Source organism: Streptomyces krungchingensis, assembly GCF_054729265.1.
In genome coordinates this window covers 2,296,133-2,311,701 of sequence record NZ_JBPUKY010000001.1, presented here as the reverse complement: position 1 = coordinate 2,311,701, position 15,569 = coordinate 2,296,133, and the positions used below count along the sequence as shown (strand labels likewise).

The following is a 15,569-nucleotide window of genomic DNA, read 5'->3' as shown; positions in this document are numbered from 1 at the left end:
CGCCCACGGACATGCGTCGGGGCCGGTTCGGAGAGTACGTCTCCGGGCCGGCCCCTCGTGTGTCCGGGCCGCGCGCCTGCGACCCGTGGTGCCTCAGGCGGCCGTCATCACCTGTGCGCTGCCCAGCGGGCGGTGCGGGGCGATGATCTGGCCGTCGGGCAGGAGCTCACCGGTGTCCTCGAAGAGCAGAACGCCGTTGCACAGCAGGCTCCATCCCTGCTCCGGGTGGTGCGCCACGAGACGGGCGGACTCCCGGTCGGCTGATTCGGCTGACGGACACGGTGGCTGGTGCTGGCACATGGATGGGATCTTTCGCTGGGTCGAGATGTGAGTGATGGCTGTGGTGTCTGTCCCGCGGCTCGATGAGTTCATGGCCGCCCCCCGTTGGTGTGTGGTCTGGAAACCAGTGTTGCTCTACGGACGTCAATCCGCAGGGATTTCGCGGCACCGCTTCTTACAGGTTGATGACGCATCACCCGTGCGGACGGTTCATCCCAACTGCACTGTCACTTCGGGTGGTTCGAGGTGGTCGAATAGGGCTAGTCCGGTCGGGGCGCCGGGCATGTCCTGCCTCGTACGAGCGGTGTCGAGCACCGACGAGCGCGCCGGCGCGGCGGTCCCGGACGGGCGGTACGCAGCGGCGTGCCCCGCGGCCGGCGGAGCGGCGGCGGGGCACGGGAGCCGGTGCCTGTCGTGCGCGGTTCACGAGGGTGTCCGCCCGTGCGGGCGGGGTGTTCGCGGTGCTACGCGGGTGTGATGAGCAGTGGTGCGGGAGCGAGCCGGTGGGTGAGCACCGGCAGCAGCTCGGCGACGCTGTGCGGACGGTGCGCGGCGATGCCGGGCGGCGCGGGAGCCAGCGGGACGAGGAGGTCGGTGGCGGCGGGGAGCCCGGTGGCGGCGTCCGCGGAGCAGTCGCCGTGCAGCCAGAGCGTGAGCATGTACAGCTCGGGCACGGACAACAGGCGTGCCTGGTACGGCTGCTGCATGGACTCGGCCTGACGCACGGCGCGTTCGGTCGCGGTGATGTACGGGCCCTCGAAGAAGCGGGAGAACGCCCAGCCGTCGGGTGTCAGCATGGTGTCGGCCGCGGCCACCGCGCGATCGCCGCTGCGGATCAGGAAGCGCCAGCCGGCGAGCCGGGTGGCCGGCGTGCCCTCGGGAGTGGTCCGGTCCAGGACGTGGACGGGCAGCGGGAGTTCGGGTGTGACGGGTCCCTGAGCCAGACGCAGGGACGGGGTGCGGGCCTCGCGGACTGCGGTGGGGGAACCGAGTGCCGTGAGGACGGTGCGAAGGGCGGGCGCGGGAGCCGGGGGGACATGCAGCGGCATGGTGGGTCGCCTCTCATTCGACAGGCATGGCAGCACGAGGGCGGGGGCGGACGGCGCTGTCAGCTCTCGGGGTCAGAGGGGCGTGGGGTCTGGATCTGCCGACAGGTACCACGACCGCGAGCGCCAATTCTCTGCCTCGTTTGCGGAGTTTATACGACACGTGTTCAGACGGTGTTTCGTCTAGTCGTCCCGAATATGAAGAACAAGGCGCTATTCGGTCGATGAAAAGAGGAGGTTCATCCCGATTCGGCGCGAGGGTGGCGCGATGACCTCGGAACGCTTCGCCGAAGCGGTCGGCCGATTCTCGTCGGCGTTTTTCACGAGATCATGTCGGATGTAACTTGCATATTGCCGCATGCCTCGTGAATGTGCCCGGGGCCAGAACTTCAGCGTAGCGGTCCGCGGGCTCGTCCGGGGGCGTTATGAATGGCGATGCCGGGGCATCATCCCACGTGACCCGGGACGCCAGGGGCCGGAGCATCGGCCGCCCATCCGAGGAGGGACACTTCGATGGGGGAGAAGGTCGTGGCAGGGCCGTTCGACCTGTCCGATCGCCAGCGCCACCGCGACAAGCTCCGCCAGTGTCTGGCGGTGCTGGAGCGACTGCTGGAGGAGAAGAGGTTCGATCGCCCCAAGAACCTGATGGGCCTGGAGATCGAGTTGAATCTCGCAGGGCCGGACGGCATGCCCAGAATGATGAATGCGCAAGTACTCGATCGCATTGCGAGCCGCGATTTCCAAACAGAACTCGCCATGTTCAACCTGGAAGTCAACATAGCCCCACACCGGCTCGGTGACCGGGTATTCGACCGGCTCGCCGAGGAGCTGCGCACCTCACTCGCGTACGCGCACCGAAAAGCGGGCGAGGTCGATGCCGGAATCGTGATGATCGGAATTCTGCCGACGCTCGGCCAGCGCCACCTGGTCCTCGCGAATCTGTCGGACGTCGACCGTTACACGCTGCTCAACGATCAGATCGTGGCCGCCCGGGGAGAGGACTTCGCCCTGGACATCGACGGCATCGAGCGCCTGGTGTGCAGGTCGCGTTCCATCGCGCCCGAAGCCGCCTGCACCTCGGTACAACTGCATCTCCAGGTCACGCCGGGCCGGTTCGCGGACGTGTGGAACGCCGCGCAGGCGGTGGCCGCCGCGCAGGTCGCCGTGGGGGCCAACTCGCCCTTCCTGTTCGGCCACGAGCTGTGGCGTGAGTCGAGGCCTCCGCTCTTCCAGCAGTCCACGGACACCCGGCCGCCCGAGTTGCAGGCCCAGGGGGTCAGACCGCGCACCTGGTTCGGCGAGCGGTGGATCTCCTCGGCGTACGAGCTGTTCGAGGAGAACCTGCGTTTCTTCCCGCCGCTGCTGCCGATCTGCGACGAGGAGGACCCGCTGGCAGTCCTGGACGGCGGAGGCACCCCCAAGCTCGCCGAACTCGTGCTGCACAACGGCACGGTGTACCGGTGGAACAGGCCCGTGTACGGCATCGCCGACGGCGTCCCCCACCTGCGCGTCGAGAACAGGGTCCTGCCCGCCGGCCCCACCGTCGTCGACGTGATCGCCAACGCTGCCTTCTACTACGGGCTCGTCCGCGCGCTCGCCGAGGAGGCGCGGCCCGTGTGGACGCGGCTGTCCTTCGAGTCGGCGGCCGCGAACTTCGACGCCGCCTGCCGGCACGGCATCGACGCGCGTCTGGAGTGGCCGCGGCGGGGCCGGTACGGCGGGACGACCCAGGTGGACGTGGTCAACCTGGTCCGTGACGAGCTGCTGCCCCTGGCCGCCGCGGGGCTGGATGCCTGGGGTGTCGAACCCGCGGACCGCGACCTCTACCTGGGCGTGATCGAGGACCGGTGCCGGCTGCGCGCCAACGGAGCGACGTGGCAGGCGGCCACCTTCCACCGGGCCCTGGAGAAGGGGCTCGGCCGGGAGGCCGCGCTGGCCGCGACCACACGGCGCTACGGCGAGCTGATGCATCTCGGCGAGCCGGTGCACACCTGGCCGGTCGGGCTGCCCGAACCGGTGCCGCTCGGCTGATCGGTCCGCCGGCTCAGGGGGCGGGTCAGCTTCGGCTGCCCGCCGCCACGATCGCCTTCAGGATCACCGAGTGGATCTGCGAAGGGTCGTCGACCTGATGGCCCGAGCCGCCGGTCGCCTTGGCGATCTGCTCCATCTCCTGCCTGTCGGCGTCGGGGCCCACCGCGATCGCGATCAGCGGTACCGGCCGCTGCGGGTCGGTGAGCCGTTGCAGCTGGTCGACGAGGCTGGAGCGCGAGATGCTCCCGGGGTCCTGGTTGACGCCGTCCGTCAGGAGGACCAGGGCGTTGAACTTCCCCTTCGCGTAGGAGGAGACGGCCGCCTTGTACGCGGCGAGCGTGGTGTCGTAGAGCCCGGTCGCCCCGCCGGGGACGGGTTCGAGGGCGCTGAAGGCCGCCGAGAGCCGGTCCCGTTGGGTGTCGGTGCCCTTGCGGTCGCCGAGCCGCTCCGTCGGCACGAGCACGCGGTAGTCGCGGTCGCCGTCGAGACGGGTGGAGAACTTCCACAGTCCGATCTCGTCCTCCGGGGTGAAGGTGGCGAGGGCCTGCAACAAGGAGGCCTTGGTGACGTCCATCCGGGACTGATCGGTCCCCGGGACGGGCTCGGACATGGAGGCGGACGCGTCGACCACGGTCGTGATCCGGGCGCTCTGCACCGTGATGGTCCACATGCCGAGAGCCTCTTGGAGCGCCTTCGCCGACGCGGGTTCCACCGAGGCCTGGGCGTACGGCTGTTCGGGGCTGCCGCCCGCCCCGCTGACCAGGGCGTCGGGCGGGGTCTGCGAGTCCGTGCGGAACCCGTGCTTCGCGAGGATGCGCTGCGGCTCCGGCTCGCCCAGCAGGGTCATGAACCGCAGGGCGGCGCGGCTCTCGTCGGTGCTCAGCTCCGGCTCGTCGACGAGGGCGAACGGATAGTCCAGCCGGGGTGCCCCGTCCTTGGGGTAGAAGAGGTCGAGCGTCTCGCCGCCGTCCGCCGCGGCGTTGTGCGCGAACGCTGCCTGTTCGGACAGGATCAGCGCCTGATTGCGCTTCGGGTTGCCCCGCTCGGTCCCCGAGGAGTCACGCGGGAGCGTGTCCAGGACCTGGCCGTCGCTGTCCGAGGTGCGCTGCGAGAGGGCCTTCGCCATGGCGGCCGCCTGGGTGTCCCCGTCGTCCTGACCCGCCGCGGCACTGCTGAGCTGTGTCAGCGCCAGCAGACCCGTCGCGCTGCGCGCCGGATCGGCCGCGCCCAGCTTCAGCCGGTCGTCCTGCATCGCGGCCCCGGTCAACTCGGTCCAGGTGTACGTCTTCCGGGGCCATCCCAGCGACTTCGCCGCGGACGGGACCATGGCGACACCGACCGGTGAGGAGGCGATGTTGCCCGCGTTGGTCACCTGGGTCGCGGAGCTGTCCGCGGCGACACGCTGCACCCACACGTCCGAGTCCGGCACCCATGCCTGGACGTCGGACTTCCGGCCCGCCCGCAGCGCATCCGTGACCTTGTACGACTCGCGTGCGCTCACGCCGACGTCGAGGCAGCGGCCGTCGGACGTGATGTTGTTCTCGCGGGCGTACTCGGCGGCGGCCCGGAGGGCGGGCGCCACGTCCGGCGAGGCGGCCACCTCCAGGTGCACGGCGTCGTCCTGGCACGACCCGCCCAACGAGAGCAGGCCGCCACGGACCGCGGCCGCCGTGCCCGCGGCGACCGTGAGGACCAGCACCGTCGCGATGGCCACGTTGCGGCGGCGCGCGCGTGGGCGGGGGTCGGCGGCACCCGCCCCGTACTCGTCGGGCAAGCTGTGACGTCCCATGACGGTGGTGCCCTCCCTGTTGAGCCCGCAGCCGCGAAACAGCCGTAAGGCAGGGGAAAGGGGAGGTACGCCCCGTACGGTGTCCGTCCCCTGGACGGCCTGTCGCGCACGATCTTCGTAACTTCTTTCGAGACCCTAGCGGGGTCAAGATGGGGATGCGGCGGGATTACTCAACTGGAGGCGGGAGTGCAGGTGGAGGCGGGGTCGGTGGCCGAATCTTTTCCGAAGGAGGGGCTGACACGGCGGATTCTGCGGGACGAGACGCTGCTCGTTCTGGGGCTTTCGCTCGGTGCGAGTGGGGTGTCCGCGCTGATCAGCTTTGTCGGATCAGTCACCAAACCGGGGGGTCTGAAGGACCAGGCGGCCACCCTCAACGCCTCGGCCGCGCCGGGCCGGCCGTGGCTCGATCTGGCCTGGCAGCTCTTCGGCATCGCGTCGGCCCTGGTGCCGGTGGCGCTCGTCGCGCACTTCCTGCTGCGGGAGGGCACGGGGCTGCGCGTCATCGGCTTCGACCGCACGCGCCCGTGGCCGGACCTCGGCCGCGGGGCGGCCGTCGCGGCGGTGATCGGCAGTGCGGGCATCGCCTTCTACCTGGCGGCCCGGGGACTCGGCTTCAACCTCACGGTGGTGCCGGAGGCGCTGCCCGACGTGTGGTGGAAGTACCCGGTGCTGATCCTTTCGGCCGTGCAGAACGCGGTGCTGGAAGAGGTCATCGTCGTCGGCTATCTGCTGCGCAGGCTGGGGCAGTTGGGCTGGACGCCGGGGACCGCGCTGGTGGCGAGCGCGGTGCTGCGCGGCTCGTACCACCTCTACCAGGGCATCGGCGGGTTCATCGGCAACATGGTGATGGGCGTCGTCTTCGTCTACCTGTACCGCCGCTGGGGACGGGTCGGCCCGCTCGTGGTGGCCCACTCGCTGCTCGACATCGGCGCCTTCGTCGGATACGCGCTGCTGGCCGGGAAGGTGGGGTGGCTGCCGACGGCGTGAGCGCGGCCGGGCGGTGCGGGGCGCGGGCCTGACGTCCTCGCTGCCGGCGACGTGCTCCGGGCGGAAGCACCGGTGGCCTGCGGTGCGGGGCGTACGGCAGGTCCGTACGCCCCTTCTCGCCGTGCCGTGAGCCGTGCTGTGAGCCGCGCCGTCAGGCCAACAGTTCGCCCTCGATGACCGTGACCGCGCGGCCGGTCAGGAGCGTGCGGTCCCCGCGCAGCCCGGTGCGGACGAGGCCGGAGCGGCGGGAGGCCTGGAGCCCGGTGAGGTCGGTCCGGCCCAGGCGCTCGGACCAGTACGGGGCGAGGGCCGTGTGGGCGCTGCCGGTGACCGGGTCCTCGTCGATGCCGACGTTCGGGAAGAAGCAGCGCGAGACGAAGTCGTAGCCGCGGGAGGCGTCCTCGGCGCGGGCGGTCGCGATGATGCCGCGCCGGGAGTGGCGGGAGAGCCCCTTGTGGTCGGGGGTGAGGCCCAGGACCGTCTTCTCGTCGGCGAGTTCGACCACCAGGTCGCCGACCTGCGGGCCGGTGTCGCAGGCCGCGAGCGGTTCGGCGCCCAGTGCCTCGGCGACGCCGTCGGGGACGTCGACCGGCGTGAGCGGCGCGGTCGGGAAGTCCAGGGTGATCGAACCGTCCTCCCGCGGTGTCGCGACGAGGACGCCGCTGAGCGTCGCGAACCGCACCGGGCCCCGGTGCGTGCCCGTGCTGTGCAGGACGTGCGCGGTCGCCAGCGTCGCGTGCCCGCACATGGCGACCTCGGTGGCGGGCGTGAACCAGCGCAGCGCCCAGTCGGCCTCGCCGCCCTCGGGCAGGCGGTGGGCGAACGCCGTCTCGGCGTGGTTGACCTCGAGAGCGACGTTCTGGAGCCAGGCGTCGTCGGGGTAGGAGTCGAGGAGGACGACCCCGGCCGGGTTGCCGGCGAAGGGTCGGTCGGTGAACGCGTCGACGATTCGAATCCGCATGGCCCGACGCTAGCCGCAGGTCGGAGCGGCGGAACAAGGCCAATCACGAGGATCTGGACTCGGAGGATTGCCAGTCGAACTATTCCGATATATCGTTGAGACATCGCGATCGATCAACGATGGAATGGAGTGATGGCGATGCGTTCCCGTGGAGAAGACTTCGGATACGAACACGGACATGGGCACCACGGCGGCCCCGGCCATCGGGGTCGGGGCGGCTTCGAGGGGCGGCGCAGGGCCTTCGGGCCCTTCGGTCCGGGTGGTCCCGGCGGTCCTGGTGGCCCGGGCGGCCCCGGCTTCGGCTTCGGAGGACCGGGCTTCGGCCCGGGTCCCTGGGGCGGGCGTGGCGGTCGGGGCGGACCGCGCGGCAGGGCGCGGCGCGGCGACGTGCGCGCGTCGATCCTGGCCCTGCTCAAGGACCGGCCCATGCATGGTTACGAGATGATCCAGGAGATCGCCGAGCGCAGTGGCGGGGCGTGGAAGCCCAGCCCCGGTTCGGTCTACCCGACCCTCCAGATGCTGGAGGACGAGGGGCTGATCATCAGTGCGGCCGAGGGCGGCAAGAAGCTGTTCTCGCTCACCGAGTCCGGCCGCGCCGCGGCGGACGAGGGACCCGACGCGCCCTGGGAAGAGGCCGGGCGCGGGGTCGACTGGGAGACGCTGCACGAGATCCGGCAGGCCGGCTTCGGTCTCATGGAGGCCTTCGGCCAGGTCTGGAAGACCGGCAGCAAGGACCAGCGCGACAAGGCGCTGGTGGTCATCAACGAAGCCCGCAAGAAGCTGTACCTGATCCTCGCCGACGAGGACTGACGGCACGCTGTGACAACGGACGGCGCCCCGCGGAAGCGATTTCGCGGGGCGCCGTCCATGTGTGGCCGGGCCCGGGGGAGTGATTCCGCGGGGCGCCGTCCGTGCGTGCCCGAGCCCCGGCGAGCGATTCCGCAGGGGCTGTCCTTGAGCGCCGTGTCCGAGCGGGCCGGGCCGCCCGTGGCTCAGGCGACCAGGCCGCCGAGCTTGCGCAGCGACTCGTTCAGCGCGGCCGTCGCCGAGTCCTTGAGCTTGCCCGCCATGAGCGAGACCGCGGCGCCGGTGAACTCCCCGTCGATCCGCACGGTCGTCGCCCCGCCGTCGGGGGTGAGCGTGTAGCGCGTCGCGACGTTCACGGCCATCGGGCCCTTGCCGCGGATCCCCAGGAGGTGCCCCGGCTCCAGTGCGTCGATGGTCCAGGTGACCTCGGCGGGGAAGCCCATGAGCTTCATGTTCTCCTCGAAGGTGCCACCCACTTCGAGGGTCTCGGGTCCGCCCTTGGGGAAGCTGGTGTGGGTCGCGTTCCACTCGCCGTACGCGGGCCAGTCCGTGAGCTGGGCCCAGATCTTCTCGGCGGGCGCCTCGATGCGTGCTTCCGCGCTGACTTCGGCCATGCGACCACCCCTTCGTGTCGGGCGCTGCGCCCGGCGCAGCTACGGTGTCGCGGAACGTAGCCGGAGGCCCTGGAACATTCAATACTGATGAACTGTCAGAAATTGTGGAGAGTGGCCCGCTCGCCCCGCGCGGGGTCGGCCTCGCCCGCCGCGCTTCGAGGGGAGCGCCGAGGCGGCGGGGCCGTGGGCGGGGTGCAACGCAAGGCGGCGCGGCCGTGGGCGGGGTGCAACGCAAGGCGGCGCGGCCGTGGGTGGGGCGCAGCGCAAGGCGGCGCGGCCGTGGGTGGGGCGCAGCGCAAGGCGGCGCGCTCCCCAGGGGGAAATCGGCCCGAAGTCATCCGCAAGGAGGAGAACATCCCCATGGATGCCCAACCTGTGTCGGACGCGAAGATGCTGCCCGCCGAGGATGTCCCGGCTTCGGGAGACTGATGGGGTAGGGGTTGTGCCGTCCCGTATTCCCCAGCAGTCCGCCGCCGAGAGCGGCCCGAACCGAACAGAACTCGATGCCGGGCTCAGTGCCGAGCTGGCCTCGGTGGTCTCGGGTGCGCGCAGGCGGGCACTGCGGGACGGGGACCGGCAGATCGACACCGCGCATCTGCTGCACTCGCTGCTGGAGTCCGATCCGGAGGTGCGCGCCGCCTTCGACGGCGCCGCTCAGGTGGCCCGGCTCCTCGGCTACCTGGTGCAGCGCAGCATCGGCTACGGGCTGCGCTGGCAGAGCTCCGTCGAGGACTCCGGTGCCGTACCGGTCGTCACCGAGGCGGGCTGGTCCCCGGTGGCGGCCGGGGCGATGGAGCTGGCGTACGAGCGTGCCGTGCTGCGCGGCGACGAACAGGCCCGCGGTCTCGACCTGCTCGCGACGCTCGTCGCCGACCCCCGGTCGCGGGCCGTCGAGGTCCTCGGACGCGCGGGGGTCGACACCCCCGCGCTGCTGGAGCGCGTCGCGGCCGGCTGCGGCGGACAGGTGAGCCGGGCCGACGGCGGGCGCTGAACCGGAGCGGTCGGCCGTGCGGTCGGCCTCGCGTCCGCGGCAGCCGCTTGTTCTGTGCCCTGAGTTCTCATTCGGCTCGCGCGCGGCGACCGCTGCGTCGGACTGGTGCCTGCAGCCTCCGAGTGGCCGTGCCCCCTTGGGGACTGCCCCATGCCTGCACCTGCACCTGCACCCGCCCCGCCCCCGCGGCGACCGTCGCGCCGGTACCCGCACCCTTCGACCCAGGCCGCGCGCCCACAGGGGCCGCCGGGCCCGTGCCCGCGGCCTCCGGCGGACCCCACCGGAGTCCAGCCGTTGAGACAGGTGTCAACGGGGGTGACGCTCATGTCATCGCCTGTCATCATGTGGCGGTGCATACGTCTCAGGGCAGTCAGGGCAACCGTGTGAAGAGCGTCGGCCTAGGCCTCGCGCTCGTGTCGGCGGTCGCCTTCGGCGGATCGGGTGTCGCGGCCAAGCCGCTGATCGAAGCGGGTCTCGACCCGCTCCATGTGGTGTGGCTGAGGGTCGCGGGCGCCGCACTGGTGATGCTGCCGGTGGCGGTGCGCCACCGGTCGCTCCTGCGGAGCCGCCCGGCGCTGCTCGCCGGCTTCGGCCTGCTCGGTGTGGCCGGTGTGCAGGCCTGCTACTTCGCGGCGATCTCCCGCATCCCGGTCGGCGTCGCACTGCTCGTCGAATACCTGGCGCCCGCACTCGTGCTCGGCTGGGTCCGCTTCGTGCAGCGTCGCCCCGTGACCCGGGCCGCGGCCCTCGGAGTGGTGCTCGCCGTCGGCGGACTCGCCTGCGTGGTCGAGGTCTGGTCGGGGCTGAGCTTCGACGCCTTCGGACTGCTGCTCGCACTGGGTGCCGCCTGCTGCCAGGTCGGCTACTTCGTCCTGTCCGACCAGGGCAGCGACGCCGGCGACGAGGCACCGGACCCGCTCGGCGTGATCGCCTACGGGCTCCTCGTCGGCACCCTCGTACTGACGGCCGTCGCGCGTCCCTGGACCATGGACTGGTCCGTGCTCGGCGGCAGCGCCGACATGAACGGGACCTCCGTGCTCGCCGCGCTGCTCCTCGGCTGGATCGTGCTGATCGCGACCGTCGTCGCGTACGTCACCGGAGTGCTCTCCGTGCGCAGGCTCTCCCCGCAGGTCGCGGGCGTCGTCGCCTGCCTCGAAGCGGTGATCGCGACCGTCCTGGCCTGGGTCCTGCTGGGGGAGCACCTCTCGGCGCCGCAGATCGTGGGCGGTGCGGTGGTGCTGCTGGGTGCGTTCATCGCGCAGTCGTCGGCGCCCGCGAAGCCCTCGGACGGGCCGGTCGCCAGTGGCGGGAGCGACGCCGAGAGGGAGTTGTCCACTCCGGGAATGGTCGCCTAAAGTGCAGGTCATGCCTTTGACGCTCGTTCTCCCGCCCCCGGCCGCCTGAGGCGGGCCCTTCCGGATCCACGCCCGGCCACGTGCCGGGCGGGACGGTGCTGCCCGCGGAAGAAGTCCGAGGACCTTTCGTACGCCGGTGCTCCGAGCCTCGCGTCCCGAGCCCTCCACTGAGTCTCGTGTCCCGAGTTTCGTGCTGAGCCCTGTGCCCCGTGTCCTGTGCGCCGTGTCGCGCGTCCCCGAGCTCTGTGCTCCGTGACGCGCGCCCGCGCCCGGTGTCCCGTGCGCCGGCTGCGACGTGGTCCCTTCCCGAACTTCTGCGATTCTGCGGAGAGAACACGTGTCGCACACTGCTTCCGGCCTGCCCATCGGGCGAGGCCTCCTCTATCTGATCGTCGCCGGTGCCGCCTGGGGCACCGCGGGCGCGGCCGCTTCACTGGTCTACCGGGCCAGTGACATGGGGCCGATCGCCCTCTCCTTCTGGCGCTGCGCGGGCGGGCTCGTACTGCTGCTCGCCGCACGCGTGCGGTCCCGCCGACGGGTCCGGCCCGCCGTGCGGGAACCGCTGCGCAGCAAGGCCCTGCGCATCGGGAGCACAGGCCTGGGGCTCGCCGTCTTCCAGACCGCCTACTTCGCCGCCGTCGAGGCGACGGGCCTCGCCGTGGCGACCGTCGTCACCCTGGGGGCCGGGCCGGTGCTCATCGCGCTCGGCGCGCGCCTGACCATGGGCGAGCGGCTCGGACGCGGCGGGATCGCCGCTGTCGCCGGGGCGCTCACCGGGCTCGGCGTGCTGGTGCTGGGCGGCGGGGGCGCGACGGTGCGTCCCTGGGGTGTCGCGCTGGCGGTGCTGTCCGCGGCCGGGTACTCCGTGATGACGCTGCTCACCCGGTGGTGGGGGCGTGACGGCCGCGCCGACGGAGCCGGTACGACGGTGTGGACGTTCGCCGTCACCGCGGTCTGCCTGCTGCCGCTCGGCGTGGCCGAGGGACTGGTCCCGCACGCCGCCCAGCCGGTGCACGTACTGGCGCTGCTGGCGTACATCGCGGCCATCCCCACGGCGCTGGCCTACGCCCTGTTCTTCGCGGGCGCGGCCGTGGTCCGTTCGGCGACCGTGTCCGTGATCATGCTGCTGGAGCCGGTGAGCGCGGCGGTGCTCGCGGTCGGACTGCTCGGTGAGCGGCTCACGGCGGCGACGCTGGTGGGCACCTTGCTGATGCTGGGGTCGGTCACCGGCCTCGCGGTCGCGGAGACGCGCGCCGTGGCGACCGACCGGCGCAGGGCCGACGACGGACCGGTCGCCGCCGGGTCCGACGACCGACGTGTCGCCGTCGGGTCCGACGAGGCCACGGTCGATGCCGTGGCGTGCCCGGACTCCGTCACGGCCGGGTCCGGCGACGGGGCGGTCACGGCCGGGTCCGGCGCTGATGCCACCCCGGCCGGGTCCGGCACCGGTGCCGTCGACAGCGGGCCGACGGCCTGACCACGCCCGGCGCCCGAGGCGCTCCTCGGACCTCGTCCGATCGAGGACCGGGGATCCTCCGCGGTGACGGGTGCGGGCCCGCCGGGCTCGCACCCGTCACCCCCACCCCGTGAGCGCTGAGCCCCGGCGGTCTCACAAGGCGGCGAGGTAGTCCGGAAGGTCGATGCCGGGAGCCAGGTCGTCGGCCGGTACCGGGGCGTCGAACCCCTTGGCCAGCGGCAGCACTCCGGTCCAGTGGGGGAGCGAGAGGTCCTCGGGCTCGTCGTTCGGGCCGCCGGCGCGCAGCTTCGCGGACACCTCGTCGAGGTCGAGCCGGATCACGGCGGTGGCCGCCAGTTCCTTGGCGTTGGCGGGGCGCGAGTCGAGCGAGCGACCGGGGACGACGTGGTCCACCAGGGCGTCCAGAGCCGCACGCTTCTCGTCCGGGTCGGTCACCTGGTGGGCGATGCCGTGCACCACCACCGAGCGGTAGTTGATCGAGTGATGGAAGGCCGAGCGGGCCAGGACGAGCCCGTCGACATGGGTGACCGTCAGGCAGACGGGCAGGCCCGGGTCGGCCTGGCCCGTCATGCGCAGCGGGCGTGATCCCGTCGAGCCGTGCACGTAGAGGCGGTCGCCGACACGGCCGTAGAGCGTGGGAAGGACGACGGGGGCGCCGTCGCGCACGAAACCGAGATGGCAGACGTACCCCTCGTCGAGTATCGCGTGCACGAGCTCGCGGTCGTACGCCGCGCGTTCCTTGGAGCGGGTGGGGACGGTGCGTTCGGTCGGGGTGTAGGCGGTGGCCCGCGGCGTCCCTGGCTGGGTGCTCGTCTCCGACATTGCGTACTCCATTGCACTAGTGCATAATCTGGTTTGTGCTAGGAGAGTATCGGATCACAGGACGACGTGCAGCCGAGATTGCCGCAGGTGTCGAGAGCGCGGTCGGATCGGGCGACCTCGAGCCCGGTCAACTGCTGCCTCCGATGCGGGAGTTGGCGGAACAGCTCGGAGTGAACCCGAACACGGTCGCGGCCGCCTATCGCACGCTGCGCGAACGGGGGGTCATCGAGACCGCGGGCCGCCGCGGCAGCAGGGTCCGGCCCAAGCCCGCCACCACGGGCCGTGAGGACATCCGGGTCGAGGTGCCGGACGGCGTACGGGACGTGGCGGACGGCAATCCCGACCCCGCACTGCTGCCCGGTCTCGCCGAGGCCTTCGCCGTGGCGGCCGGGCGGACGGACCGTGAGCCCGTGAGGTACGGGGAGGCCGCCGTCGAACCGGAGCTGGACCGGATCGCCCGCGCCGACCTCGACGAGGACGGCGTCCCCGGCGGGCCCGTCGTCGTGACCTCCGGATCGCTCGACGCCGTCGAGCGTGTGCTGACGGCTCATCTCAAGCCCGGGGACACCGTGGCCGTCGAGGACCCCGGCTGGGGCAGCCTGCTCGACCTCGCCCCGGCGCTCGGACTGCGCACGGCCGGCGTCGGCGTCGACGACGAGGGGCCGCTCCCCGACGACGTGCGCCGCGCCCTGGAGGCCGGAGCGCGGGCCCTGATCGTCACGGACCGGGCGCAGAACCCGACCGGGGCCGTGGTGAGCGCCGCGCGGGCGCGTGCCCTGCGCGCCGTTCTGGAGGAGCATCCGCAGACCCTGCTCATCGAGGACGACCACGGGCACCGCATCGTGGACCAGCCGCTCCATCCCCTCGCGGGCGTGACGCACAGCTGGGCCTTCGTCCGTTCCGTCGCCAAGGCGTACGGCCCGGACCTGCGCCTCGCTGTCCTCACCGGCGACCCCGTCACCGTCGACCGGGTGCACGGGCGCCAGCGGCTCGGGCCGGGCTGGGTGAGCCGTCTGCTCCAGAAGGCCGTCGTCCATCTGTGGACCTCCGGCGCCGTGGACGCGGCGGCAGTGGCGGCGGAGTACGGGCGGCGACGGGACGCGCTGATCGACGCCCTCGGGGAACGAGGCGTGCAGGCGTACGGGCGCAGCGGGATGAACGTGTGGATCCCCGTGCCGGACGAGACCGGGGCGGTCGCGCGGCTGCTGCACGCCGGCTGGGCGGTCGCACCCGGCGCCCGCTTCCGGATGAGCGCGCCGCCCGGCATCCGGATCACCGTGTCGACGCTGACTCCGCACGACATGGAACCGCTCGCCGATGCCGTCGCGTCCGCGGTCGGCCCCGCACCGGCCCGCCGCTACGTGTGAGGCGATCTCGGCCGGGACCGCCGACGCCGCCCCCGCCGGTGTCGGCGGGGGCGGAGGCCGATCAGGGGCGCGGCTTGGCCTGGGTGAGCGCCGCGCCCGCGATCACGACCACGGCGCCGACCGGAGTCGACCAGGACAGCGATTCGCCGAGGATCGCGACGCCCGCCGCGGTGGCTATCACCGGGATGAAGTAGGTGACCATCTGCGCGGTCGTCGGGCCGACCTCGGCGACGATGCCGTACTGGATGAGCATGGCCAGGCCCGTGCCGAGGGCTCCCAGCGCGACGACGGCGAGCAGCGGGACGACCGCGAAGTGGCTCGGGAGGGTGGTGAACAGCGGCGTCACAATGGCCAGTTGGGCGGTGGCCAGGAGGAGCTGGGCGCCTGTCATCGACAGGTGGGAGTGGCCGGTACCGGCCAGCGCGCGGCGGACGTAGATCCAGCCGACCGGATAGCTCAGGGAGGCCAGCAGGGCCATCGCCGTGCCCGTGGCGTCCAGGCCGTGGAAGCCCTGCCAGACGCCGAGGACCGTCAGGACGCCGATGAAGCCGATGCCGAGCCCGGCCACCCTGCTGCGAGTCGGCCGGTCCTCCGAGAGGGCGACCAGCGACAGGGCCATGCCCCACAGCGGCGAGGTCGCGTTGCAGATGCCCGCGAGCGTGGACGGGACGGTCAGCTCCGCATAGGCGAAGAGCGAGAACGGCAGCGCGTTCAGCAGGAGGGCCGCGACCGTCAGGTGCCCCCAGGTCCGCACCCCGCGCGGCAGCCGCTCGCGCTTCACCGCCATCGCCGCGGCGAGCACCGCCGTGCCGAACAGCAGCCGCCCGAAGGTGACCTGGAACGGCGCGTACCCGTCCGTGCCCACCTTGATCAACAGGAAGCTGAAGCCCCAGATCAGGGCGAGAACGCCGAAGCGCACCCGCCAGTCGAGGGCGGCGCGGCGACGGGGCCCAGCCTCTGCGGGGGACAGGGCGCGGGCGCTGGTGACGGTGCTCATACACACCACCATGGGGTACGACGATCTCTTAGCACAAGCGAGATTT

General features: G+C 72.0%; 13 protein-coding genes and 1 pseudogene. 7 read left to right on the top strand and 7 right to left on the bottom strand.

Annotated elements, in window-relative coordinates:
* Positions 1–93: 93 nt before the first annotated feature.
* Both ACSYGO_RS10390 and ACSYGO_RS10385 read right to left on the bottom strand, forming a co-directional pair.
* Positions 94–300: a DUF5999 family protein gene (locus ACSYGO_RS10390; protein WP_095932904.1), complete on the bottom strand. Its 207-nt coding sequence runs from the start codon at positions 298–300 to the stop codon at positions 94–96.
* Positions 301–743: 443 nt separating this feature from the next.
* Entirely contained in the window at positions 744–1,328 is a 585-nt protein-coding gene (locus tag ACSYGO_RS10385; RefSeq protein WP_460386542.1) for a hypothetical protein, read from the bottom strand.
* A 510-nt stretch (positions 1,329–1,838) separates the two neighbouring features.
* On the opposite strand from ACSYGO_RS10385, the gene ACSYGO_RS10380 reads away from it, so the two are divergent.
* The gene (locus ACSYGO_RS10380; protein ID WP_460386541.1) at positions 1,839–3,356 is read left to right on the top strand and encodes a glutamate--cysteine ligase; all 1,518 of its coding nucleotides are present in this window, start codon (positions 1,839–1,841) and stop codon (positions 3,354–3,356) included.
* 25 nt (positions 3,357–3,381) lie between these two features.
* Here the strand turns inward: ACSYGO_RS10380 and ACSYGO_RS10375 are convergent, their stop codons facing one another.
* Positions 3,382–5,145 (bottom strand): substrate-binding and VWA domain-containing protein, encoded by a 1,764-nt coding sequence (locus ACSYGO_RS10375; protein WP_460386540.1) that lies wholly within the window; start codon positions 5,143–5,145, stop codon positions 3,382–3,384.
* A 186-nt stretch (positions 5,146–5,331) separates the two neighbouring features.
* Between ACSYGO_RS10375 and ACSYGO_RS10370 the strand changes: the two genes are divergently transcribed.
* Positions 5,332–6,132: a CPBP family intramembrane glutamic endopeptidase gene (locus tag ACSYGO_RS10370; protein ID WP_426678813.1), complete on the top strand. Its 801-nt coding sequence runs from the start codon at positions 5,332–5,334 to the stop codon at positions 6,130–6,132.
* A 151-nt stretch (positions 6,133–6,283) separates the two neighbouring features.
* Here the strand turns inward: ACSYGO_RS10370 and ACSYGO_RS10365 are convergent, their stop codons facing one another.
* A complete protein-coding gene (locus ACSYGO_RS10365) occupies positions 6,284–7,093 on the bottom strand; it encodes a PhzF family phenazine biosynthesis protein (RefSeq protein ID WP_426678812.1) in 810 nt (269 codons plus the stop codon).
* Between the two features lie 138 nt (positions 7,094–7,231).
* On the opposite strand from ACSYGO_RS10365, the gene ACSYGO_RS10360 reads away from it, so the two are divergent.
* Positions 7,232–7,903 carry a PadR family transcriptional regulator gene (locus ACSYGO_RS10360; RefSeq protein ID WP_432172248.1) on the top strand — a complete coding sequence of 224 codons (672 nt, stop codon included), beginning with the start codon at positions 7,232–7,234 and terminating at the stop codon, positions 7,901–7,903.
* A gap of 182 nt (positions 7,904–8,085) precedes the next feature.
* Here ACSYGO_RS10360 and ACSYGO_RS10355 read toward each other — a convergent pair whose 3' ends face one another.
* Positions 8,086–8,514: a type II toxin-antitoxin system Rv0910 family toxin gene (locus ACSYGO_RS10355; RefSeq protein WP_426678810.1), complete on the bottom strand. Its 429-nt coding sequence runs from the start codon at positions 8,512–8,514 to the stop codon at positions 8,086–8,088.
* 406 nt (positions 8,515–8,920) lie between these two features.
* Between ACSYGO_RS10355 and ACSYGO_RS10350 the strand changes: the two genes are divergently transcribed.
* From ACSYGO_RS10350 to ACSYGO_RS10340, 3 genes and pseudogenes are all read left to right on the top strand, one after another.
* Complete coding sequence (locus ACSYGO_RS10350) at positions 8,921–9,505, top strand: Clp protease N-terminal domain-containing protein (protein ID WP_460386539.1); 585 nt, start codon at positions 8,921–8,923, stop codon at positions 9,503–9,505.
* A 344-nt stretch (positions 9,506–9,849) separates the two neighbouring features.
* Positions 9,850–10,860, top strand: coding sequence for an EamA family transporter (locus ACSYGO_RS10345; protein ID WP_095932896.1), 1,011 nt, complete (start codon positions 9,850–9,852; stop codon positions 10,858–10,860).
* 337 nt (positions 10,861–11,197) lie between these two features.
* A pseudogene (locus tag ACSYGO_RS10340) lies at positions 11,198–12,127 on the top strand (DMT family transporter); the annotation flags it as partial.
* Positions 12,128–12,469: 342 nt separating this feature from the next.
* Here the strand turns inward: ACSYGO_RS10340 and ACSYGO_RS10335 are convergent.
* Positions 12,470–13,159, bottom strand: a complete 690-nt coding sequence (locus ACSYGO_RS10335; RefSeq protein WP_432172250.1) for a pyridoxamine 5'-phosphate oxidase family protein — start codon at positions 13,157–13,159, stop codon at positions 12,470–12,472.
* A gap of 35 nt (positions 13,160–13,194) precedes the next feature.
* On the opposite strand from ACSYGO_RS10335, the gene ACSYGO_RS10330 reads away from it, so the two are divergent.
* A complete protein-coding gene (locus ACSYGO_RS10330; protein WP_460386538.1) occupies positions 13,195–14,526 on the top strand; it encodes an aminotransferase class I/II-fold pyridoxal phosphate-dependent enzyme in 1,332 nt (443 codons plus the stop codon).
* Positions 14,527–14,587: 61 nt separating this feature from the next.
* Here the strand turns inward: ACSYGO_RS10330 and ACSYGO_RS10325 are convergent, their stop codons facing one another.
* Entirely contained in the window at positions 14,588–15,523 is a 936-nt protein-coding gene (locus tag ACSYGO_RS10325; protein ID WP_460386537.1) for a DMT family transporter, read from the bottom strand.
* Between the last annotated feature and the right edge of the window lie 46 nt (positions 15,524–15,569).